We start from the raw sequence: 22,107 nt of genomic DNA on the forward strand, positions 1-22,107 counted from the left end.
GGGCCTCGGCGGACGCGGACAGCGTGGTCTCGGACGGCGTGGTCACGCGACGCGTGGCCCGGCGACGGCCACGGCGGGGAGCGGCGTCCTCGGCGGGGGTCTCCTCGACGGCGGCTTCCGCGGCGGGGGCTTCCTGCGCGGCAGGCGCGCTCACCTCGGCGGCCACCGGCAGAACGGCCTCAGCGGCGGCCGGAGCGCCGGCGGGCGCGGAGGCACGGCGGGTGGCCCGGCGTCGCGTACGGGGCGCGGCCTCGGCGGGCGCCTCGTCGGCTGCCTCGGCGGCCTCGTCTTCGAGGTCCTCCGCCGCCAACTGCTCGGCGGACTCCACGGCCGGTATGGCCGGCGTGGTGATCTCGGCCGGGGCATCGGCGCCGGCGGCCGGCGGACCCGCCGGCCGGGAAGCGGCACGGCGCCGACGACGCGGCGGCAGGGTGTCGCTGGGGGTGTTCGCTTCGGAGTCCGTGACGGACTCTGTGGATTCGGTTGGCTCGAGCATGCGGGCGTTTCTCCCGTCGGGCTCCCGGGCGCCGCGCCTGGTCCGGCGTCGATCACGGGGATCGATCGCCGTTGACGTCCGCGGCTCGCGCGATGCGCGGTGCCGCCGTCCGGGGCGCGGGCGCCGCACGGGAGCTCTCTGTGTCCTGTCTCGCCGGTTCCGTACACCCAATGCGTACGGCCTGGCGAAAGTCTTCTGGTCGGTTCGCCGCCCGACCCAGGTGGCTCCCGAGTACGAGGGCGGCGCTACGACGTTCGTCCCTTCGCGGGACCTTCCCTACGCGGACGCCTTCGCGGCGGCAGCGGGTTCGGCCGTTGTGGGGGCCTGTGCTGCCTCGCGGTCGGGCGCGAGCGGGTCGGTCACCGTGCCGGTCTCTTCATCGAGCAGCCCCTGCGCCAGCCTGGTCACCGCAGCGGGGACCGGCGGCGCCAGGTCGGCCACGGCGCGAAGACCGGACAGGACGTCGTCGGGTCGTACGGCAGGCGTCACGTGCCGAACTACCAGCCGCAGTATCGCACAGGGCTGGTCCGTCGGCCTATCAGCGGGTTCACTGTGCGTTTCGAGCTGTACGACAGCGGCGCGGGCGTCGAAGGTCCGGACGCCGTTCTTGGCCATGCGCTGGACCTCGACGGCGTCGGCCTTGTTGAAGGCGTCCACCGCGCGATCGGCGTCGGCCGGGTCCACACCGTCCAGTCGCAGCTCCCACAGGGAAGCCGTCAGCCGGTCGGCGAGCCCCGGGGTCCGGGCCTCGACCGCGTCGACGATGTCCAGCCCGGTGGGCAGCGACTCGTCGAGGAGGGCTCTGAGTTTCTCCGGGTCACGCGCAGCGCTGAGCGCGATCTCCAGATACTCCGCCTCACTGCCCGTGCCGGTGGGTGCGGCATTGGCGTACGACACCTTCGGATGCGGCGTGAACCCCGCCGAGTACGCCATCGGCACCTCGGCACGGCGCAACGCACGCTCGAAGGCGCGCTGGAAGTCACGGTGGCTGGTGAACCGGAGGCGGCCGCGCTTGGTGTAGCGCAATCGGATGCGCTGCACCGCGGGTGCGGGCGGCGGGCCTTCGGGCTGTCGCTTGCCCAGTGTCGTTCAGTCCTTCGTGAGAGCGGTCTTACTCCTACCAAGAGTACGTGTCTCGTCCGCCGATGGTTCCCGCCGGCCGACCGCCTCCGGCCGGCTCGACTCACCGAAAAGCATCCGGCGCACGTCCGCGCGGGCCTGCCGGGCCGTCTCCCGGGCGGCGGCCAGCGCCTGCCGGGTGGCCCGGCCGACGCTGCGCGCGGCACGGGCCGCGGGGCGCAGCACGGCGTCCCGGACGACATGCCCGGCCGGGGTCAGGACGGTCCGGTACACCCACCGCACCGGCTCCACGAAGATCCACCGGAAGAGGGTCCCGAGGAACCGTCCGACGGTCAGCGAGATCCGTCCGGCGATCCGCCAGGCGTGCCCGAGGGCCTCCCCCACCTCACGCGCGACGACCGCGAGGAAGCGTCCGACGGGGACGAGCACCCAGCGCCACAGGACGAGCGCGGGCAGCACGAGCAGGATCCGGGCGGTCCAGTACAGGACCACGCCGATCCCGGTGACGAGCAGCGTCAGCAGCCACCACACCCCACGCGCGCACCAGGCGACCGCCCGCCCGACCGGCGCGAGGATCCACGCGTGGATCCAGCGCGCCGGAATGACGACGAGGTACCGCGCCAGCCATGCCACGGCGGTGTACGCACCGACCCCTACGGCGGCGAGAACGGCCCCGATCCCCTTCAGCAGCCACCGGCCCGCCTGCCCGACCGGCGTCAGCACGCGCGCGTACACCCACGCCAGCCCGGCCCGGATCCCCCGGGCCAGCCACGCGAGGCCGTGCCCGACCGGGGTGAGGACGTGCCGGTGGAACCACACCACCGGCACCACGAGCAGTACATGACCGAGCCACCGGAGCGCCCACGCCCCCGGGACGACGACGTACCGCCACAGACCGACCAGCGGCCAGACCAACAGGGCCTTCGCCAGCCACAACAGGCCCCGCCCCAGCGGCCGGAGCACGGTGTCCCTGAGGAACCGCCCCGCGACGACTAGCGCGTCCCACACCATTCGCACGGGCAGGACCAGCACCAGCACGACGATCCGCACGGGCAGCCGGACCGCCACGACGAGGCACCCCTCGGGCGGCTGAACGGGCGGCCGCGCGGGCACTGCGACGGGCGGTTTCTCCAGGTCCATGTCGACGTAGACGCTACAGCCGCCCCGGCGGATGCGGCGCTCACCCGACCAGGTCGCTCACCAGGTCATGGATCCGCCGCTCGATCTCGTCGCGGATCGGGCGGACGGCGTCGACGCCCTGGCCGGCCGGGTCCTCGAGTTGCCAGTCGAGATAGCGCTTGCCGGGGAAGACGGGGCAGGTGTCACCGCAGCCCATCGTGATGACCACGTCGGACGCCCGCACCGCTTCGGCGGTCAGGATCTTCGGCGTCTCGGCGGTGATGTCGATGCCCACCTCCCGCATCGCCTCGACGACCGCCGGATTGACGGTGGCGGCGGGGGCGGACCCCGCCGACCGGACCTCGACCTTCTCGTCGGCGAGGTGGGTGAGGAAGGCGGCGGCCATCTGGGAACGCCCGGCGTTGTGCACGCAGACGAACAGGACGGAGGGTCGCTGGGCGGAGTCGCTCATGACGGATGACTTTCCTTGGGACGGCGGTTCAGGGGGCGGAGGCGGCCAGTTCGGTCCCGTCGCGGGGCACGACGGCGGGGGCGGTGGCGGCGGGGGCGGGGGCGGCCGCGGAAGGATCGGCGGAGGGACCGGCTGAGGTATCGGAGGCCACGGAGGCCACGGAGGCAACGGAGGCAACGGAGGAGCCGAACAGCAGCGCCGTCAGGCCCAAGCCGAGCGCGGCGCCCAGCAGTTGGGCGGCGACGAACGGCGGGACGGAGGCCGGCGCGATCCCGGCGAACGTGTCGGTGAAGGTCCGGCCGACGGTCACCGCGGGGTTGGCGAAGGAGGTGGACGAGGTGAACCAGTAGGCGGCCCCGATGTAGGACGCCACGGCCGCCGGAGCGAAGCGCCCCTGCCCCGTCCGGTTCAGACCGAGGATCAGCAGGACGAGCCCGGCGGTGGCGACGGTCTCCCCCAGCCACAGATGGCCGGCGAAGCGGTCATGAGTGGACCACTTCACCAGTGGTTCGGCGAACATCGCGTCGGCCAGGACCGCGCCCCCGGCAGCGCCCACGACCTGCGCCGGAATGTACGCGGCCACCTCGCGCGGTGTCGGCCCGTCCGCGCTTCCACGACCCGTGAACCATGCCGCGAGAGTGACGGCCGGGTTGAAGTGCGCGCCCGAGACCGGCCCGAGCAGGGCGATCAGCACCCCCAGGCCGAGAACCGTGGCCGTCGAGTTGGCCAGCAGCTGCACGCCGACGTCGCGTGACAGTTGCGTCGCCTGGATCCCGGAGCCGACGACCACGGCCACCAGCGCCGCCGTCCCCACCCCCTCGGCGGCGACACGACGACCGAGAGACGCGCTCACGCCGGCTCCTTCACGGAGTGAGGTACGCCCAGGAACCGCGCCAAGCGGTCGAGGACACCCGGCAGCACCCAGTAGTAGACCCAGGTCCCGCGGCGCTCGCAGTCGATGAGCCCGGCCAGCCGCAGCAGCTTCAGATGGTGGGAGATCGTCGGCTGCGACAGGTCGAAGGCGGGCGTCAACTCGCACACGCAGACCTCACCGCCCTCCCGTGAGGCGATCATCGACATCAGCCGCAGCCGCACCGGGTCGCCGAGTGCCTTGAAGACCTTCGCCAGGTCGGCCGCCTGCTCTTCGTCCAGCGGCGCCGAGGCCAGCCCCTGGCAGCAGCCGCCATCGGCCTCCCGACCGAGGATCCTCAGCTCTTGTTTCGACATGCCTCTATGTTGACGTTTTTCGATCCAAGGCGCAAGGTTGAATCAACGAACGTCAATACAAGCCGTTCAGGGCACCGCCATGCCCGGTCATCCAGGAGCGAGACATGTCCGATCAGACCACCGACCTGCGAGAAACCGTTCGCCGACGCTACGCGGCGGCAGCCGTGCTGGTCACCGAAGGCGAGGCCGCGTGTTGCGGGCCCCAGCCCGTCGAGGTCGACGAGAACTTCGGCTCGACCCTCTACGCAGCCGACGAACGCGACAGCCTGCCCGCCGAGGCCGTGGCCGCGTCCCTGGGATGCGGCAACCCGACCGCTGTCGCCGAACTGCGCGCGGGCGACCGCGTCCTCGACCTCGGTTCCGGCGGCGGCATCGACGTCCTGCTGTCCGCCCGGCGCGTCGGCCCCACCGGCAGGGTGTACGGCGTCGACATGACGGACGAGATGCTCGCCCTGGCACTCGCCAACGCGGCGAAGGCCGGTGCGACGAACGTGGAGTTCCTCAAGGGCACCATCGAGGCACTCCCCCTGCCCGCGAACACCGTCGACGTCGTGATCTCCAACTGCGTGATCAACCTGTCCACCGACAAGGCCGCCGTCTTCGGCGAGACCTACCGCGTACTCAGGCCCGGCGGCCGGCTCGGGGTGTCCGACGTGGTGGCCGACGATTCCCTCACCCCGGCCCAGCGGGCCGAGCGCGGCGACCACGTGGGGTGCATCGCGGGCGCGCTCTCCTTCGCGGAGTACCGTGCAGGACTGGAGGCGGCAGGCTTCACGGACGTCGAGATCAGGCCGACGCACACGGTGGCCGACGGCATGCACTCGGCGATCGTCCACGCCACCAAACCGGCCCTCTCCGAGCCCGACACCCGGGCGGCCACACCGACCGACGCCTGCTGCGGAGTGAACGCCTGCTGCACCGACGCCGAGACGCCGACAGACCCGACGGTGAGCGTCAGCGCGGCGAAGACCACCTCCGGCTGCGCCTGCGAAGCCTGATCGGACAGGACCGGCCCCGACAAGGCTGGGCCCCGTTCCGCTCGGGGGCGATCCGCCGCTGCGCCTCACTCACCCCAGGGCCCCGTCTCAGCTGGTCGAAGCCGTCTTCTTGACCTCAAGCGGCAGCAGCTTCTTGCCCGACGGACCGATCTGGATGTGAGTGTCCATCGCCGGACACACCCCGCAGTCGAAGCAGGGCGTCCAGCGGCAGTCCTCGACCTCCGTCTCGTCGAGAGCGTCCTGCCAGTCCTCCCAGAGCCAGTCCTTGTCGAGGCCAGAGTCCAGGTGGTCCCAGGGCAGGACCTCCTCGTAGGACTTCTCGCGGGTCGTGTACCAGTCGACGTCCACACCGAAGGCGGGCAGCGTCTTGTCCGCGCAGGCCATCCAGCGGTCGTAGGAGAAGTGCTCGCGCCAGCCGTCGAAGCGGCCGCCGTCCTCGTAGACGGCCCTGATGACGGCGCCGATACGGCGGTCGCCGCGCGAGAGGAGGCCCTCGACGATGCCGGGCTTGCCGTCGTGGTAGCGGAAGCCGATCGAGCGGCCGTACTTCTTGTCGCCGCGGATCTTGTCCCGGAGTTTCTGCAGGCGCGCGTCCGTCTCCTCGGCGGAGAGCTGGGGCGCCCACTGGAACGGCGTGTGCGGCTTCGGCACGAACCCGCCGATCGACACCGTGCAGCGGATGTCGTTCTGGCCGGACACCTTGCGGCCCTCGGCGATCACCCTCATCGCCATGTCGGCGATCTGGAGGACGTCCTCGTCGGTCTCCGTCGGCAGACCGCACATGAAGTACAGCTTCACCTGGCGCCAGCCGTTGCCGTACGCGGTGGAGACCGTCCGGATCAGGTCCTCTTCGGAGACCATCTTGTTGATGACCTTGCGCATGCGCTCCGAGCCGCCCTCGGGTGCGAAGGTCAGGCCCGACCGGCGGCCGTTGCGCGTCAGTTCGTTCGCCAGGTCCACGTTGAAGGCGTCCACGCGGGTGGAGGGGAGGGACAGGCCGATCTTGTCCTCCGTGTAGCGGTCCGCGAGGCCCTTGGCGATCTCGCCGATCTCGCTGTGGTCGGCGCTGGACAGCGAGAGCAGGCCGACCTCCTCGAAGCCGGTCGCCTTCAGGCCCTTCTCCACCATGTCGCCGATGCCGGTGATCGACCGCTCGCGCACGGGGCGCGTGATCATGCCGGCCTGGCAGAAGCGGCAGCCGCGGGTGCAGCCGCGGAAGATCTCCACCGACATGCGCTCGTGGACCGTCTCGGCGAGCGGAACCAGCGGCTGCTTGGGGTAGGGCCACTCGTCCAGGTCCATGACCGTGTGCTTCGACACGCGCCACGGAACGCCCGACTTGTTCGGCACCACTCGGGCGATCCGGCCGTCCGGCAGGTACTCCACGTCGTAGAAGCGCGGGATGTACACCGCACCCGTCTTCGCGAGACGGAAGAGGACCTCCTCGCGGCCGCCCGGCCGGCCCTCCGCCTTCCACTCACGGATGATCTTCGTCATGTCCAGCACGGCCTGCTCGCCGTCGCCGATGACCGCCGCGTCGATGAAGTCGGCGATCGGTTCGGGGTTGAAGGCCGCGTGGCCGCCCGCCAGCACGATCGGATCGTCGAGACCGCGGTCCTTGGACTCCAGCGGGATACCCGCGAGGTCAAGCGCCGTCAGCATGTTCGTGTAGCCCAGCTCCGTGGAGAAGGACAGCCCGAACACGTCGAAGGCCTTCACCGGACGGTGGCCGTCGACGGTGAACTGCGGGACGGCGTGCTCCCGCATCAGCGCCTCCAGGTCCGGCCACACGCTGTACGTGCGCTCGGCCAGGACCCCCTCCTGCTCGTTCAGCACCTCGTAGAGGATCATGACGCCCTGGTTGGGCAGACCCACCTCGTACGCGTCCGGGTACATGAGCGCCCAGCGGACGTCGCAGGACTCCCAGGGCTTGACGGTGGAGTTGAGCTCGCCGCCCACGTACTGGATCGGCTTCTGCACATGCGGGAGCAAGGCTTCTAGCTGCGGGAAGACCGACTCGACAGACATCGCGGGGTTACCTTCGTGAGCTGACGGGGGCGCCCCCGGCCGAGGGCTGGGGGAAGGGAGACCATCAAGCGTAACCCGACCGAGGGACTCCCCCGCCCGCGAGAAAGCCCGCCGTGGGCCGGCCTAGACCTCCGTCGACGCCTGCGTCGTCTCCCACATCTGCGGCAGCGCCTCCTCCGCCAGCTTCGCCCGCCCCTCCTCACGGCCGTACAGCAGCCCGTACGTGAAGGCGCTCTCCCCCGCCGCGTGTGCCACGGCCGACAGCTCGCGCAGGGTCCGGCGGGCCATGACGCTGTCCTGGTGATCGCCGAGCAGGCTCTGCAACGACTTCATGCACTTGGCGAGACCCTTGGCCGCGCCGCCGATCGCCGGGGCGGCGGTCTCCGCCGCGTAGCGGGTCCGCTTGGCCTTCTTGCGCGCCTCGTGCATGGCTTCGTCGCGGTCGTGGCCGGGCGGCTGGTCCAGGGCCTGCTCGATCAGCTCGGACACCTTCCCGAAGTCCTTGCGTACGGCCTTGGCGAGCACCTTGTCCGGTTTCCTGGCGGCCGCCCTGAGCGTCGGCGGGGCGGCGACCACGGCGTCCAGGGTGTCGAGGAGCGTCAGATAGCGCCGCGAGTCGAGTACGCCGAGCAGCCGGCGGCGGGAACCGTGCTCCCCGGCCTTGCCCCAGGCGTGCAGCCGGTCATGGACCGGGCCGGAGACCAGGGCGGAGGCCACTTCGTCGAGTGCCGCGCCCAGCCGCTCGGCCAGCACCTCGTGGTCGCGGCCCACGCCGAGCTCCCCGGCCAGCCATTTCAGTTCGGCACCGATCGGGTCGGTGACCTCCCGGTCGAGGACCTTGCGGAAGGAGCGGAACGTGCTGCGCAGTCGGCGGGTGGCGACCCGCATGTCGTGGATCGCCTCCTCGGCGTCCCGGCGCACGGCCGGGTCCAGCTCGACGATCGCGTCCCGCTGGGCGCGGATGTACGCCAGGACGTGGTCTCCGGCGGTGACGGGCTCGGCGGGGCCGGTGTCCTTCGGCCGCGGATGCCCGCCCTTCGTCTCCGCGAGCGCCCGCGCCAGCTTCGACGCCGACTTCGACGGCCGTACGCCCGCCTTGCGCAACCGCTTCTCCACCTTGTCGAGAAGGGCCGGGTCGCCGCCGTCGGCGAGTTCCACCTCGATCTCGGTCCACTGGGCGCTGCCCTCACCGCCGAACAGCCTGTCCGCGCGAACGGCGTCGACACTGGCCTCGGCGAGCAGCCGTCCCTTGGCGTCGACGAGGTCGCGGACGTCCCGGCTGGAGCGCAGCCGCACCACGGGCACGAGCTGCCCCTCGCGCACGCGGGACCGGACCAGCCCCGCGAGCTCGTCGGGCACGGCCTCGGAGAGGGGGGCCTGGATCTCGTCCCGGACGCCGGGTCCCACCGGCAGTTTCAGGTGCCAGCCGGCGTCGGAGCCCCCGGTGCGGCGGCGCAAGGTGATCGAGGCCGAGGCCAGGCGCAGGTCGGAGGTGTCGTAGTAGGTCGCGTCCAGCTCGGCGACACCTCTGTCGAGGACGGACGCGACGCCGCCGGCGCCGGTCAGGTCGGGGAGCCCGCTCTCATCGGATTCGTACTTGCGCTCGATCTCGCGTTTCGTCTCCGTCATAGACCGAACCTAGTCCGAGTCGGGCCCGAACGGCAGTGCCAACGGACCCGAATCACGACCGAACCAGGGGAAACCACGAGGTCTGGCGCGTTCCTGCGCCTCTTACGCCGACATGGGCCGCTGCACCCGGATGGACTGAAGCAGCCCCACCGCCACCCAGACCGCGAACATCGACGTGCCTCCGTAGGAGACGAACGGCAGCGGCAGACCCGTCACCGGCATGATTCCCAGGGTCATCCCGATGTTCTCGAAGGACTGGAAGGCGAACCAGGCCACGATGCCCGCGGCGACGATCGTGCCGTACAGCTCAGTCGTCTCACGCGCTATCCGGCAGGCGCGCCAGAGGACCACACCGAGCAGGACGATGATCAGGCCCGCGCCGAGGAAGCCCAGTTCCTCGCCCGCCACGGTGAAGACGAAGTCCGTCTGCTGTTCCGGGACGAACTGGCCCGTCGTCTGTGAGCCGTGGAACAGCCCGGCGCCGGAGAGACCGCCGGAGCCGATCGCGATCCGCGCCTGGTTGGTGTTGTAGCCGACGCCCGCGGGATCGAGGCTGGGGTTGGCGAAGGCGGCGAAGCGGGCGATCTGGTACTCGTCCAGGATGTGCAGCTGCCAGACGGCGATCCCGCCGGCCGCGCCCGCGCCGAGCAGTCCGAAGACCCAGCGGTTGGAGGCGCCGGAGGCCAGCAGCACACCCAGCACGATCATCACCATGACCATGACCGACCCGAGGTCGGGCATCAGCATCACGATCAGCATGGGGATGGCCGCGAGCCCGAGAGCCTGGAGCACCGTGCGCTGGTCGGGGTAGAGCTTGTCGCCCGCGTCGACCCGGGCCGCGAGCAGCATCGCCATGCCCAGGATGATCGCGATCTTCACGAACTCCGAGGGCTGGAGCGAGAAGCCGCCGCCGATCACGATCCAGGAATGCGCGCCGTTGACCGTCGAGCCCAGCGGGGTCAGCACCGCCAGGATCCCCATGAGCGAGAGCCCGTAGAGGACCGGAACCGCGTTGCGCAGGGTGCGGTGGCCGAGCCAGACCGTGCCGATCATCAGGCAGATGCCGATGCCGGTGTTCATGAGATGCCGGATGAGGAAGTAGTACGGGTCGCCCTGGTTGATCTCGGTGCGGTTGCGGGTCGCCGAGAAGACCAGGATCGAGCCGATCAGCGACAGGGCGATGGCCGACATCAGTATCGGCCAGTCCAGCCGCCGGGCCAGCGAGTCACGGGCGAAGACCCGGGTCCAGCCGGCCCGCTCGGGCCCGTATCCGGAGACGGAGAAACCGTTCGCGCCGGTCATGTGCACATCCTCCGGCTTCCCCTCTTCCGCCTTCGCCTGCGGGTGTCGCGGTTGGTGCTGGTGTTCTGCTGAACGGTGGCCGCCGTCTGCGTCTCGTCCGGCGCGGGCGCGGTCTCCTGGCTGGCGCGCTGCTCCTTCGCCGGGTCCTTGGAGACCTTCGGGGACTTGATCGTGCCGTCCGCCTGGACCTTGGGCAGGCTGGTCTGCGGGGTGGGCAGCAGGGCGTTCTTCTTGTCGATCTTGCCGTCGTCGGAGACGCCGTACATCGCGTTGTAGATGTGCCGCACGGCCTCACCGGAGGCGCCCGAGCCGGTACCGGCCTGGGCGATCGTCATGACGACCGTGTAGTCCTTGCTGTACGTGGCGAGCCAGGACGTCGTCTGCTTGCCGTAGACCTCCGCGGTACCGGTCTTGGCGTGCAGCGGGATCTCCTCCTGCGGCCAGCCGCCGAACTTCCAGGCGGCGGTACCGCGGGTCACCACGCCCTCCAGCGCGGCGTCCATGCCCTTGATGGTCGCCTTGTCGACCGGCAGCTTGCCCTGGACCCTGGGCTTGATCTCGTGGACGGACTTGCCGTCGGCGCTGACGATCGCCTTGCCGATGGTCGGGCTGTACATCGTGCCGCCGTTGGCGAGGGCCCCGTAGATCACGGCCTCCTGGACCGGGGTGACGAGGGTGTCGCCCTGGCCGATGGAGTAGTTGATCGAGTCTCCCTCGCGCATCTTGTTGCCCTCGAGGCAGTTCTCGTACGCGATCTTCTCGACGTAACTGCCGTCCTTCTTGCCGTACTTGCACCAGGAGTCCTTGTTGGCCTTCCAGTAGGACTCCTTCCACTGACGGTCCGGGACCCGGCCGGTGACCTCGTTGGGCAGGTCGATGCCGGTCTCCTTGCCGAGGCCGAACTGGTGGGCGGCCTTGTAGAAGAAGTCCTTGGGCTCACCCTTCTTCGGGTTGATGCCGCCGTCCTTCTTCCACTCCCGGTCCGCGAGGCCGTAGAAGACGGTGTCGCAGGAGACCTCGAGGGCCCGGCCTAGCGAGATGGGGCCGAAGCTCTCCCCCTCGAAGTTCTTGAAGACCTGGCCGCCCACCGAGTACGAGCTGGTGCACGGGTAGCCGCCGTCCCACTCGTAACCCGCCTCGACGGCGGCGGCCGTGGAGACCACCTTGAAGGTCGAACCGGGCGCCGACTGACCCTGTATGGCCCGGTTGAGCAGCGGGTAGTCGGAGTTCTTGCCGGTGAGCTTCTTGTAGTCCTTGGCGGAGATGCCGCCGACCCAGACATTGGGGTCGTAGGCCGGGGCGGACGCCATGGCGACCACCCGGCCGGTCTTGGCCTCCATCACCACGACCGCCCCGGAGTCGGCCTTGTAGTTCTCGCCGGTGATCTTGTCGAACTGGGTGCGGGCGATCTTCATCGCGTTGTTCAGCTCGTACTCGGCGACCCGCTGGACGCGGGCGTCGATGCTGGTGACGAGGTTGGAGCCGGGCTGGGCCGCGTCCGCCTCGGCCTCGCCGATGACCCGGCCGAGGTTGTCGACCTCGTAGCGGGTGACGCCGGCCTTGCCGCGCAGTTCCTTGTCGTACTGGCGCTCCAGGCCGCTGCGGCCGACCTGGTCGGAGCGTAGGTAGGGCGAGTCGGTGTCCTGGGCCTTGGTGAGCTCGTCGTCCGTGACCGGGGAGAGGTAACCGAGGACCTGGGCGGTGTTGGCGTTGCCGGGGGCCGCGTAACGGCGCACGGCCTCGGGCTCGGCGGTGATGCCGGGGAAGTCCTCGGCGCGCTCCCGGATCTGGAGGGCCTGCTTGGCGGTGGCCTCGTCGGTGATGGGGATCGGCTGGTAGGGCGAGCCGTTCCAGCAGGGCTGGGGAGTCTTCGCGTCGCACAGCCGGACCTTCTGCGCGACCTCCTCGGGCTTCAGGCCGAGGACGCCCGCGAGCTTGGCCAGAACCGCCTTGCCGTCGTCCTTCTGTTTCAGCAGATCGGTGCGGGAGGCGGAGACCACCAGCCGCGTCTCGTTGTCGGCGAGGGGCACACCGCGCGCGTCCAGGATCGAGCCGCGTACGGCGGGCTCGACGACCTGCTGGACGTGGTTGCCTGAGGCCTCCTTGGCGTACGCCGCGCCTTCGCGGATCTGCAGGTACCACAGGCGGCCGCCCAGGGTGCCGAGCAGGGAGAGGACGAGGATCTGGATCACGACGAGCCTGATCTGGACCCGTGTGGACCGACCGGTCTCGGGAATGTTGGTCACTGCGGCTGTCTCCCCCTCTCAGTACGCGAACTCGGTACACGAACGTGTATGCGCGGACGAATGATGAACGATCAGCCTGTGAGGACTCGTTCCGCCTGAACTTCCCCGTTCGGGTGATTCATCCACTGGCGCGCCCAGCGCGCCGGCATCCGCCCTCACAGCCGCTTGACCCCCTTGATGCGCCCCGCTCGCGTCGCCCGTGACTTGGCCGCCTTCAGCTTGAATCCGCCGCGCTGCCCGCCGATCCTCAGCCCCGTCCCCGAGGAGAGCCAACCGGACGAGATATTGGGGCTCTTGGCGGCGGAGTTGGCCTCGGCGAGGGGGTCGTTGTCGGCGCGCCGCGCCAGGAACATGATCGCGGGGACGACGAACGGGGCCAGCAGCAGGTCGTACAGGGCGGCCGTGAACAGCAGCCCGGTCAGGCCGACATGACGGGCGGCGGTGTCGCCGACGAGGGCGCCCACCCCGGCGTACAGCAGGGTGGAGCCGATGGCGGCGCCGACGACCACGACCATCGGGCCGGTGGCCGACTTGATCTGCCCGCTCTCGGGCTTGATGAGGCCGGCGAGATAGCCGATCACGCACAGCACGAGGGCGTAGCGCCCGGCGGCGTGGTCGGCGGGCGGGGCGAGGTCCGCGAGCAGGCCGGCGCCGAAGCCGATGAGGGCCCCGCCGACATGGCCGTAGACCATGGCCAGGCCCAGGACGGTGAGCAGGAGCAGGTCGGGGACGGCGCCGGGGAGGTGGAGGCGGGCGAGGACGCTCACCTGGATCACCAGGGCGACGACGATCAGCGGGACGGAGAGCAGGATCCGGTTGACGCGCATGGGGATTGTCAGCTCCTACTGCTGCTGGCCGTCTACGGGTGCGTTCGCGTTCGGAGTGACCGTGACGGTCACCGTCGGCGTGGGGACCGGTTTGGGCTTCGAGGGGAGCACGGTGTCGCGCGGATCCTTCTTCGGGGCCTCGACGACCACGCCCACGATGTCGAGCTTGGTGAAGCTGACGTACGGCGTGACGTAGAGGGTGCGGGTGAGGTCGCCGCCGGAGGGGTCGACGCGGGAGACGACGCCGACCGGGACGCCGGGGACGAAGGGCTTGTCGGCCTGCGAGCCGAAGGTGACCAGCCGGTCGCCCTTCTTCACGTCGGCCTTGCCGTTGAGGAGTTCGACGCGCAGCGGCCGGTCGCCCTGTCCGGAGGCGAAGCCGAGTTCGTCGGAGGCCTCCGTCCGGGTGCCGACGGTGAAGTCGGGATCGTTGGCCAGCAGCACGGTGGCGGTGTGGGGGCCGACGGTGGTGACCCGCCCGACCAGCCCTTCTCCGTTCAGGACCGTCATGTCGCGCTTGACGCCGTCGTTCGCGCCGACGTCGATGGTGATGGTCCAGGAGAAGCCCTGGGCCGCTCCTATCGCGATGACCTCCGCGCCCTTGATGCCGTACTGGCCCGTTCCGGCGATCTTCAGCATCTTGTCGAGCTGTGTCAGCCGGCTGCGGTTGCGGTCGTCGCTGCCGAGTTTCGCCTTGAGAGCCGCGTTCTCCTTCTCCAGATCGGTGAGCCGGTCATGGCGTTCACCGGAGTCACGGACGGCGGAGACGGCGTTGCCGACGGGGTCCACCGCCGACGACACGCCGTTCTCGATCGGACCGAAGGCCGCGGCCGCGGCCTGCCGGGCACCGTCGACCGGCGAGTCCTCCCCACCCCGGATATCGACCGTGATCAGCGCGAACGCTACGGCGATCAGCAGCACCAGGAGCAGCCGGCTCTCTCGTGTGTCCCTCACGTGCGGCGGCCGTGCCCTTCCTCGAGAGAAAAACCAAGAACAGGATGTAGGAAGCAAGTATCAGGAAGCGGGATCGGGAATTGCGGTAGCCCCGGGCCAAGATGACCAAGGGCGCTTTGTGGGAGCTTATGCCTGAATATCAACGATCCGCCGCGCGAGAGGAGATCATCTCGTACGGCGGAATCGAAGCGTTACGTCATCTGCGGGGCGCGGCGTCCAGGACCTGCTGGAGCGCCTCGAACTCCTCCACGCACTTCCCGGAGCCGAGCGCCACGCTGTCCAGCGGGTCCTCGGCGATGTGGATGGGCATGCCGGTCTCCCGGCGCAGCCGCTCGTCCAGACCGCGCAGCAGGGCTCCGCCGCCGGTCAGGACGATCCCGCGGTCCATGATGTCGCCGGACAGCTCCGGCGGACACTTGTCGAGAGTGGTCTTCACGGCGTCGACGATCGCGTTGACCGGTTCCTCGATCGCCTTGCGCACCTCGGCGGCCGAGATGACGACGGTCTTGGGCAGGCCGGAGACGAGGTCACGGCCGCGGATTTCGGTGTGCTGATCGTCGTCGAGGTCGTAGGCCGAGCCGATCGTGATCTTGATCTGTTCGGCGCTCCGCTCACCGAGGAGGAGGCTGTACTCCTTCTTGATGTGCTGGATGATCGCGTTGTCCAGTTCATCGCCCGCCACACGGATGGACTGGGCGGTGACGATGCCGCCGAGCGAGATGACCGCGACCTCCGTGGTGCCGCCGCCGATGTCCACCACCATGTTGCCCGTGGCCTCGTGGACCGGCAGGCCGGAGCCGATGGCCGCGGCCATGGGCTCCTCGATGATGTGCACCTGACGGGCGCCGGCCTGGGTCGACGCCTCGATGACGGCGCGGCGCTCGACGCCCGTGATGCCCGAGGGCACACAGACGACGACCCGCGGCCGAGCCAGATACCGCCGCTTGTGGATCTTCAGGATGAAGTAGCGGAGCATCCGCTCGGTGATCTCGAAGTCGGCGATCACGCCGTCCTTCAGCGGACGAACGGCAACGATGTTGCCGGGCGTACGCCCGATCATCTTCTTCGCTTCGGAGCCGACCGCGAGGATGCCGCCGGTGTTGGTGTTGATCGCGACGACGGACGGCTCGTTGAGTACGATCCCGCGACCCCTGACGTACACCAGCGTGTTGGCGGTCCCGAGGTCGACAGCCATGTCACGGCCGATGAACGACATTGAGTTCCCCATCAGGATTCGACTGGCCTTCCATGAGCTTTGAGGGCTTATCAGGTCGGCGAGGTGGGTGCTGTGACGTGAAGGCTTCCATCGTAAACGCGCCTGCACGGACACGGCGGAGCGGTCTCCGCCATTGTTTGCAGATGCTGTGTGGGTTCGCTTCTGGAGACGGGCGTTCGGGGGCTCACGTTCCCTCGATCGCCCGCTCCAGACCCTTCGGCCGCCGTCGGAGTCAGGCTCGGCCGGAGAAGAAGATCTTCACCTCGCGCTCCGCGGACTCCTCGGAGTCGGAGGCGTGGATCAGGTTCTCGCGCACGATCACGCCGTAGTCGCCGCGGATGGAACCGGGGGCGGCGGCGATCGGGTCGGTCGGGCCGGCGAGCGCGCGCACACCCTCGATGACCCGCTCACCCTCGACGATCAGCGCGACGACCGGACCGGAGGCCATGAACTCCACCAGCGGCTCGTAGAAGGGCTTGCCCTTGTGCTCGCCGTAGTGCTGCTCCAGCGTGTCCTGGTCCAGGGTCCGCAGCTCCAGCGCGGTGATCTGCCAGCCGGCCTTGCGCTCGATGCGGCTGATGATCTCGCCGGTCAGGCCACGACGGACGGCGTCGGGCTTGAGCAGGACGAGGGTGCGCTGGCTCACGAGGTGACTCCTTCTACTGCCGGTGTGTGCGGTGGGATGAGGTTACAGGTCGTTTCCGGACAGCTGTCACGCAGCGTCAGCAGTATCCGCAGAGGCTGCGGCGGCCTGCGCGGCGAACCGCTGTTTCGCCTCGTCGACCTTGCGCCCGAAGTGCACGGACGCCCACCACAGGGCGCCGAAGAGCACACCCAGGAAGAACATGATCGGCACGAAGAAGCCGGACGCGACGAGAGCGATCTGGAGCGCCCAGCCGAGGGCGACGCCCCCTGGCCGGGTGACCATCCCGCACAGCAGCACGCTGAGGAACATCGCGACACCGCACACCGTCCACACCGTGGAGGTGGACAGGTCGGCGTCCTTCATGGCGACCAGACCGGCGAAGCCGATGACGAAGAACTCGCCGATCAGGGTCGAGGAGCAGAGCGTACGCATGGTGGGGGACCTCAGCCCTTTCCGAGGAGCAGCCGGACCTCGCCGACCGTGATGACGGAACCGGTGACCAGCACCGCGCCGCCGGCGAACTCGCCATCCTCCTCGGCGAGCGTGACCGCCGCCTCCAGAGCGTCGGGCAGCCTCGGCTCGACCTGGACGCGGTCGTCGCCGAACACCTCGACGGCGATCGCGGCCAGTTCGTCGACGTCCATCGCGCGATGGCTGGAGTTCTGGGTGACGACGACCTCCGTGAAGATCGGCTCGAAGGCCTCCAGGAGCCCCCGTACGTTCTTGTCGCCGCTGGCCCCGACCACGCCGATCAGCCGGCTGAAGTCGAAGGCCTCGCTGACGGCCTCGGCGGTGGCACGGGCACCGGCCGGATTGTGGGCGGCGTCCAGGACCACGGTCGGGGAGCGCCGTACGACTTCCAGGCGGCCCGGGGACGAGACGGCCGCGAAGGCCTTGCGGACCGTGTCGGAGTCGAGCGGCTCGGGACGCTGGGAGCCGACGCCGAAGAACGCCTCTACGGCGGCGAGCGCGACGGCCGCGTTGTGCGCCTGGTAGGGGCCGTGCAGGGGCAGGTACACCTCGGGGTACTCGCCGCCCAGGCCGCGCAGCGTGACCAGCTGCCCGCCGACGGCGACCTGACGTGCGACGACCCCGAACTCCAGGCCCTCCCGGGCCACGGTCGCGTCGACCTCGACGGCCTTCTTCAGCAGCACCTGGGCCGCGTCGACGGGCTGCTGGGCCAGGATGACGGTGGCGTCCTGCTTGATGATCCCGCCCTTCTCGGCGGCGATCTCGCCGGTCGTCTCCCCGAGCCGGTCGGTGTGGTCCAGGTCGATGGGCGTGACGACGGCGACGTCACCGTCGATGACGTTGGTGGCGTCCCACTCCCCGCCCATCCCCACCTCCACGACGGCGACGTCGACCGGCGCGTCCGAGAAGGCGGCGTACGCCATGCCGGTGAGCACCTCGAAGAAGGACAGCCGGTACTCCTGCATACCGTCGACCATCTCGACGTAGGGCTTGATGTCCTGGTACGTCTCGATGAACCGCTCGGCGGAGATCGGCGCGCCGTCCAGGCTGATCCGCTCGGTGACCGACTGGACGTGCGGGCTCGTGTACCGGCCCGTACGCAGCTCGAAGGCGTTGAGAAGCGCCTCGATCATGCGGGCGGTGGACGTCTTGCCGTTCGTCCCGGTGATGTGGATCGAGGGGTACGAGCGCTGCGGGTCCCCCAGTACGTCCATCAGCGCGGCGATGCGGCTGACGGAGGGCTCCAGCTTGGTCTCGCCCCAGCGGGTGGCCAGCTCCGCCTCGACCTCGCGCAGGGCCTTGTCGACCTCGGGGTCCTCGGGACGCGTGGGCACATCGGCCTGCGGCGCGCCGCCCTGGGTGCGCAGGGTTCGGCTGCCGGCTTCGATGACCGCGAGATCGGGGTCACGGTCGGTCTCCTCGGCGATGATCTCGTCGAAGGGATCGAGGGGGTCGAAGGCTGCGGGCAGGTCGTCTGGGTTGCCGTTCGGGGGGAGCTCGCTCACGGGGCCAGTCTACGGACGGCCGGTGACAGAGGTGGGCGAAGGCCCCCGGAACCGTACCGGTCCCGGGGGCCTTCGTCGTCGCGGCGCCGAAGCGCAGCCTCACGCCTGCGGCAGGCGCTCCAGCTGGGTCTTGATCCGGGCGATGTCCTCGTCCGCCTTGGCGAGGCGGGTGCGGATCTTGTCGACCACGTTGTCCGGGGCCTTCGCGAGGAACGCCTCGTTGCCGAGCTTGGCGCCCGCCTGGGCCTTCTCCTTCTCGGCCGCCGCCAGATCCTTGGCCAGGCGCTTGCGCTCCGCGGCCACGTCGATCGTGCCGGACAGGTCCAGCGCGACCGTGGCGCCCGCGACGGGCAGGGTCGCCGTCGCGGAGAAATCCTCACCCTCCGGCTGGAGGCGCAGGAGCTGGCGGATGGCGGCCTCGTGGGGCGCCAGCGCCGTGCCGTCGAGCGTCAGACGGGCGGGAACCCGCTGGCCCGGCTGGAGCCCCTGGTCGGCGCGGAAACGGCGGACCTCGGTGATCACCGACTGGAGGCTCTCGATCTCCTTCTCGGCGGCCGCGTCCCGGAAACCGCTGTCCGTGGGCCACTTGGCGATGACGACGGACTCGCCACCGGTGAGCGTGGTCCACAGCGTCTCCGTGACGAACGGGACGACCGGGTGCAGCAGCTTGAGGGTGACGTCGAGGACCTCGCCGAGGACGCGGCCGGAGACCTTCGCGGGCTCGCCACCGGCCATGAACGTCGTCTTGGACAGCTCGACGTACCAGTCGAAGACCTCGTCCCAGGCGAAGTGGAACAGCGCGTCGGAGAGCTTCGCGAACTGGTAGTCCTCGTAGAGCGCGTCCACTTCGGCGACGACGGAGTTGAGGCGGGACAGGATCCAGCGGTCGGTCGCCGACAGCTTCGAGGCGTCCGGCAGCGGGCCGTCGACCGTGGCGCCGTTCATCAGCGCGAAGCGCGTCGCATTCCAGATCTTGTTGGCGAAGTTGCGGGAGCCCTGGACCCAGTCCTCGCCGATCGGGACGTCGACACCAGGGTTGGCGCCACGGGCCAGGGTGAACCGGAGCGCGTCGGAGCCGTACTTGTCCATCCAGTCCAGCGGGTTGACCGCGTTGCCGAAGGACTTCGACATCTTCTTGCCGAACTGGTCGCGGACCATGCCGTGCAGGGCGATGGTGTGGAACGGCGGGGTGCCGTCCATCGCGTACAGGCCGAACATCATCATCCGGGCGACCCAGAAGAAGAGGATGTCGTAGCCGGTGACCAGGACGGAGTTCGGGTAGAACTTCGCGAGCGACTCGGTTGGTTCGGGCCAGCCGAGCGTCGAGAAGGGCCACAGGCCGGAGGAGAACCAGGTGTCGAGGACGTCGGTGTCCTGACGCCAGCCCTCGCCGGTCGGCGCCTCCTCGTCAGGGCCGACGCAGACGACCTCGCCGTTCGGTCCGTACCAGACCGGGATGCGGTGACCCCACCACAACTGCCGCGAGATGCACCAGTCATGAAGGTTGTCGACCCAGTCGAAGTAGCGCTTCTCCATCTCCTGCGGATGGATCTTGACGCGGCCGTCGCGGACGGCGTCTCCGGCCGCCTTCGCCAGCGGGCCGACCTTGACCCACCACTGCATGGACAGGCGCGGCTCGATGGTGGTCTTGCAGCGCGAGCAGTGGCCGACGGAGTGGACGTACGGGCGCTTCTCGGCGACGATCCGGCCCTCGGCGCGCAGCGCGGCGACGATGGCGGAGCGGGCCTCGAGCCGGTCCAGGCCCTGGAAGGGGCCGTGGGCCGTGATGACGGCGTGCTCGTCCATGATGGTGAGGGACGGCAGGTTGTGGCGCTGGCCGATCTCGAAGTCGTTCGGGTCGTGGGCCGGGGTCACCTTGACCGCGCCGGTGCCGAACTCCGGGTCGACGTGCGTGTCCGCGACGACCGGGATGAAGCGTTCGGTCAGCGGAAGGCGGATCTCCTTGCCGACCAGGTGCTTGTAGCGCTCGTCGTCGGGGTGGACGGCGACGGCCGTGTCGCCGAGCATCGTCTCGGCGCGGGTCGTGGCGACGACGATGGTGTCGTCCCCCTCGCCGTACTTCATGGAGACGAGCTCGCCGTCGTCGTCCTGGTACTCGACCTCGATGTCGGAGATCGCGGTCAGGCAACGCGGACACCAGTTGATGATGCGCTCGGCGCGGTAGATCAACTCGTCGTCGTAGAGCCGCTTGAAGATGGTCTGGACGGCCTGGGAGAGGCCCTCGTCCATGGTGAAGCGCTCACGCGACCACGCGACACCATCTCCCAGTCGGCGCATCTGGCCGCCGATCTGACCGCCGGACTCGCCCTTCCACTGCCAGACGCGCTCGACGAACGCCTCACGACCGAGGTCGTGCCGGGACTTGCCCTCCTTGCCCAGCTCCCGCTCAACGACGTTCTGCGTGGCGATGCCGGCGTGGTCCATGCCGGGCTGCCACAGCGTCTCGTAGCCCTGCATGCGCTTACGGCGGGTGAGGGCGTCGATCAGGGTGTGCTCGAAGGCGTGCCCCAGGTGCAGGCTGCCCGTGACGTTCGGCGGCGGGATGACGATCGTGTACGGAGGCTTCTCGCTCTTGGCGTCGGCCTCGAAGTAGCCCCGCTCCACCCAGCGCTCGTACAGCGGCCCCTCTACGTCGGCCGGCGCGTACTGGGTCGGCAGTTCGGTGTTGGGCGCTGATGGCTGCTGCTGAGCGTTCTCGGTCACGGGCCCAGTTTAGGGGTGTCACGGCGCCGTCCCGAAACGTGTTTGCTCTGTAACGGTGGGGGCCCCGCCGCCGTGCAGGTGTTGGCTTTGGGCCAGGATGTGAAAATCACATAAGCATCTGGAGGGGAACCCAGAAATGAGTCACAACCAGCCGGGCCCGTACGGCGGGCAGCCCCAGCAGCCCGGACCGTACGGCCAGCCAGGTCCGTACGGCCAGCCGCAGCAGGCGCCCCAGCCCGGCTACGGGTACCCCCAGCAGCCCCCCGCCCCCCAGCCCGGCTACGGCTACCCGGCCCAGCCTCCGCAGGGCGTCCCCCCGCAGACCCCGCCCTACGGCCAGCCCCCTTACGGCCAGCAGCCGCCCTACGGCCAGCCTCCCTACGGCGTCCCGCAGCCCCCGGCGCCGGGCGGCGGCGGCAAGAAGGCGGGCATCGTCATCGGCGCGGTCGCGGTCGTCGCCGCGATCGGCGTGGGCGCGTACTTCGTGCTCGGCGGAAGCGGAGGCGCCGGCGGTCTGAAGGACGACGGCGCGCACAAGCTGGACACCCCGGCGACCGTGCTCACCGACTACAAGCGGGTCTCCAAGGAAGGTGCGAGCGCGAGTGACGACTCGGCCGCCGACCTGGAGAAGAGCGGCGTCAAGAACGGCAAGAGCGTGATCGGCGTCTACTCGACGGCGGACCTGACCGGGTACGACCCCTCGGACCCGAGCACCGTTCCCGACGCGTCCGAGCTGGCGACGGCCAAGGGCATGACCTACGCCGGCGCCTACGGCACGATCGCCGACCCCGAGAAGGCGCTCGACGCCTTCTTCGCCAACTTCAACAAGTCGTCCCAGGACAGCTCCTCCGACTCCAGCAGCGGCACCAAGACCGAACTGGTCGGCCAGCCCGAGGAGGCCGACCTCGACGGCGCCGTCATGAAGTGCCAGGCGGCCAAGGGCACGGACGCGGCCACCAAGCAGGCGAAGACCGACTGGTTCTGCGCCTGGGCCGACTACAGCACCATCGCCATGGTCTCGCCGGGTGACGCCACCAAGGGCATCACCAAGGACGTGGCGATCGACCTCACGACGAAGCTGCGCGACCAGATCCGCGTCAAGGCCTGACGCCCCGGACACCGATGCGACGGCGAAGGGCCCCGGTCGATCGACCGGGGCCCATCGCC

Annotated in this window: 18 protein-coding genes and 1 pseudogene; 2 read left to right on the forward strand and 17 right to left on the reverse strand. The window is 69.9% G+C overall.

From position 1 onward, the window contains the following. From ACFWBB_RS39455 to ACFWBB_RS39480, 6 genes and pseudogenes are all read right to left on the reverse strand, one after another. Positions 1–496 (reverse strand): annotated as a pseudogene (locus ACFWBB_RS39455) (ribonuclease E/G); the annotation flags it as partial. Positions 497–772: 276 nt separating this feature from the next. After that, positions 773–1,537, reverse strand: a complete 765-nt coding sequence (locus ACFWBB_RS39460; protein ID WP_385283108.1) for a TIGR03936 family radical SAM-associated protein — start codon at positions 1,535–1,537, stop codon at positions 773–775. A 48-nt stretch (positions 1,538–1,585) separates the two neighbouring features. Then, positions 1,586–2,716, reverse strand: a complete 1,131-nt coding sequence (locus ACFWBB_RS39465; RefSeq protein ID WP_385283111.1) for a hypothetical protein — start codon at positions 2,714–2,716, stop codon at positions 1,586–1,588. A 40-nt stretch (positions 2,717–2,756) separates the two neighbouring features. Further along, a complete protein-coding gene (locus ACFWBB_RS39470; RefSeq protein ID WP_385283114.1) occupies positions 2,757–3,167 on the reverse strand; it encodes an arsenate reductase ArsC in 411 nt (136 codons plus the stop codon). 28 nt (positions 3,168–3,195) lie between these two features. Further along, complete coding sequence (locus ACFWBB_RS39475; RefSeq protein WP_385283117.1) at positions 3,196–4,020, reverse strand: aquaporin; 825 nt, start codon at positions 4,018–4,020, stop codon at positions 3,196–3,198. Further along, the gene (locus ACFWBB_RS39480) at positions 4,017–4,394 is read right to left on the reverse strand and encodes an ArsR/SmtB family transcription factor (protein WP_385283120.1); all 378 of its coding nucleotides are present in this window, start codon (positions 4,392–4,394) and stop codon (positions 4,017–4,019) included. The genes ACFWBB_RS39475 and ACFWBB_RS39480 overlap by 4 nt, the downstream gene beginning before the upstream one ends. Positions 4,395–4,498: 104 nt before the next feature. Between ACFWBB_RS39480 and arsM the strand changes: the two genes are divergently transcribed. Then, positions 4,499–5,392, forward strand: a complete 894-nt coding sequence (gene arsM / locus ACFWBB_RS39485; protein WP_385283123.1) for an arsenite methyltransferase — start codon at positions 4,499–4,501, stop codon at positions 5,390–5,392. Between the two features lie 87 nt (positions 5,393–5,479). Here the strand turns inward: arsM and ACFWBB_RS39490 are convergent, their stop codons facing one another. The 11 genes from ACFWBB_RS39490 to ACFWBB_RS39540 form a co-directional block, all read right to left on the reverse strand. After that, the gene (locus ACFWBB_RS39490) at positions 5,480–7,420 is read right to left on the reverse strand and encodes a TIGR03960 family B12-binding radical SAM protein (protein WP_385283126.1); all 1,941 of its coding nucleotides are present in this window, start codon (positions 7,418–7,420) and stop codon (positions 5,480–5,482) included. Positions 7,421–7,543: 123 nt separating this feature from the next. Continuing rightward, entirely contained in the window at positions 7,544–9,049 is a 1,506-nt protein-coding gene (locus ACFWBB_RS39495; protein WP_385283129.1) for a CHAD domain-containing protein, read from the reverse strand. Between the two features lie 102 nt (positions 9,050–9,151). Further along, a complete protein-coding gene (gene rodA / locus ACFWBB_RS39500) occupies positions 9,152–10,351 on the reverse strand; it encodes a rod shape-determining protein RodA (RefSeq protein WP_385283131.1) in 1,200 nt (399 codons plus the stop codon). After that, positions 10,348–12,597 carry a penicillin-binding protein 2 gene (gene mrdA / locus ACFWBB_RS39505; protein ID WP_385283134.1) on the reverse strand — a complete coding sequence of 750 codons (2,250 nt, stop codon included), beginning with the start codon at positions 12,595–12,597 and terminating at the stop codon, positions 10,348–10,350. Before mrdA ends, rodA begins: the two co-directional genes overlap by 4 nt. 155 nt (positions 12,598–12,752) lie before the next feature. Then, the gene (mreD, locus tag ACFWBB_RS39510) at positions 12,753–13,424 is read right to left on the reverse strand and encodes a rod shape-determining protein MreD (RefSeq protein WP_385283137.1); all 672 of its coding nucleotides are present in this window, start codon (positions 13,422–13,424) and stop codon (positions 12,753–12,755) included. Positions 13,425–13,439: 15 nt separating this feature from the next. Beyond that, positions 13,440–14,378 carry a rod shape-determining protein MreC gene (gene mreC, locus ACFWBB_RS39515; protein WP_385283139.1) on the reverse strand — a complete coding sequence of 313 codons (939 nt, stop codon included), beginning with the start codon at positions 14,376–14,378 and terminating at the stop codon, positions 13,440–13,442. Between the two features lie 196 nt (positions 14,379–14,574). After that, positions 14,575–15,594: a rod shape-determining protein gene (locus ACFWBB_RS39520; protein WP_385283141.1), complete on the reverse strand. Its 1,020-nt coding sequence runs from the start codon at positions 15,592–15,594 to the stop codon at positions 14,575–14,577. Positions 15,595–15,826: 232 nt separating this feature from the next. Beyond that, a complete protein-coding gene (gene ndk, locus ACFWBB_RS39525) occupies positions 15,827–16,240 on the reverse strand; it encodes a nucleoside-diphosphate kinase (RefSeq protein ID WP_385283143.1) in 414 nt (137 codons plus the stop codon). A 66-nt stretch (positions 16,241–16,306) separates the two neighbouring features. Continuing rightward, a complete protein-coding gene (locus ACFWBB_RS39530; protein ID WP_385283145.1) occupies positions 16,307–16,672 on the reverse strand; it encodes a DUF4233 domain-containing protein in 366 nt (121 codons plus the stop codon). Between the two features lie 11 nt (positions 16,673–16,683). Continuing rightward, the gene (locus tag ACFWBB_RS39535) at positions 16,684–18,216 is read right to left on the reverse strand and encodes a bifunctional folylpolyglutamate synthase/dihydrofolate synthase (RefSeq protein ID WP_385283147.1); all 1,533 of its coding nucleotides are present in this window, start codon (positions 18,214–18,216) and stop codon (positions 16,684–16,686) included. Positions 18,217–18,315: 99 nt separating this feature from the next. Further along, positions 18,316–20,940, reverse strand: coding sequence for a valine--tRNA ligase (locus ACFWBB_RS39540; protein ID WP_385283150.1), 2,625 nt, complete (start codon positions 20,938–20,940; stop codon positions 18,316–18,318). Positions 20,941–21,076: 136 nt separating this feature from the next. Between ACFWBB_RS39540 and ACFWBB_RS39545 the strand changes: the two genes are divergently transcribed. Next, positions 21,077–22,048: a hypothetical protein gene (locus tag ACFWBB_RS39545; protein WP_385283153.1), complete on the forward strand. Its 972-nt coding sequence runs from the start codon at positions 21,077–21,079 to the stop codon at positions 22,046–22,048. The last annotated feature ends 59 nt before the right edge of the window (positions 22,049–22,107 follow it).

Origin of the sequence: Streptomyces sp. NPDC060000 (assembly GCF_042737375.1) — a bacterium.
GTDB lineage: Bacteria > Actinomycetota > Actinomycetes > Streptomycetales > Streptomycetaceae > Streptomyces.

Excerpts from the sequence above, each read along its gene's own strand:
- ACFWBB_RS39465 (WP_385283111.1), bottom strand. The coding sequence starts at position 2,716 with ATGGACCTGGAGAAACCGCCCGTCGCAGTGCCCGCGCGGCCGCCCGTT.
- ACFWBB_RS39470 (WP_385283114.1), bottom strand. The coding sequence starts at position 3,167 with ATGAGCGACTCCGCCCAGCGACCCTCCGTCCTGTTCGTCTGCGTGCAC.
- ACFWBB_RS39480 (WP_385283120.1), bottom strand. The coding sequence starts at position 4,394 with ATGTCGAAACAAGAGCTGAGGATCCTCGGTCGGGAGGCCGATGGCGGC.
- arsM (WP_385283123.1), top strand. The coding sequence starts at position 4,499 with ATGTCCGATCAGACCACCGACCTGCGAGAAACCGTTCGCCGACGCTAC.
- ACFWBB_RS39490 (WP_385283126.1), bottom strand. The coding sequence starts at position 7,420 with ATGTCTGTCGAGTCGGTCTTCCCGCAGCTAGAAGCCTTGCTCCCGCAT.
- ACFWBB_RS39495 (WP_385283129.1), bottom strand. The coding sequence starts at position 9,049 with ATGACGGAGACGAAACGCGAGATCGAGCGCAAGTACGAATCCGATGAG.
- rodA (WP_385283131.1), bottom strand. The coding sequence starts at position 10,351 with ATGACCGGCGCGAACGGTTTCTCCGTCTCCGGATACGGGCCCGAGCGG.
- mreD (WP_385283137.1), bottom strand. The coding sequence starts at position 13,424 with ATGCGCGTCAACCGGATCCTGCTCTCCGTCCCGCTGATCGTCGTCGCC.
- ACFWBB_RS39520 (WP_385283141.1), bottom strand. The coding sequence starts at position 15,594 with ATGTCGTTCATCGGCCGTGACATGGCTGTCGACCTCGGGACCGCCAAC.
- ACFWBB_RS39530 (WP_385283145.1), bottom strand. The coding sequence starts at position 16,672 with ATGCGTACGCTCTGCTCCTCGACCCTGATCGGCGAGTTCTTCGTCATC.
- ACFWBB_RS39545 (WP_385283153.1), top strand. The coding sequence starts at position 21,077 with ATGAGTCACAACCAGCCGGGCCCGTACGGCGGGCAGCCCCAGCAGCCC.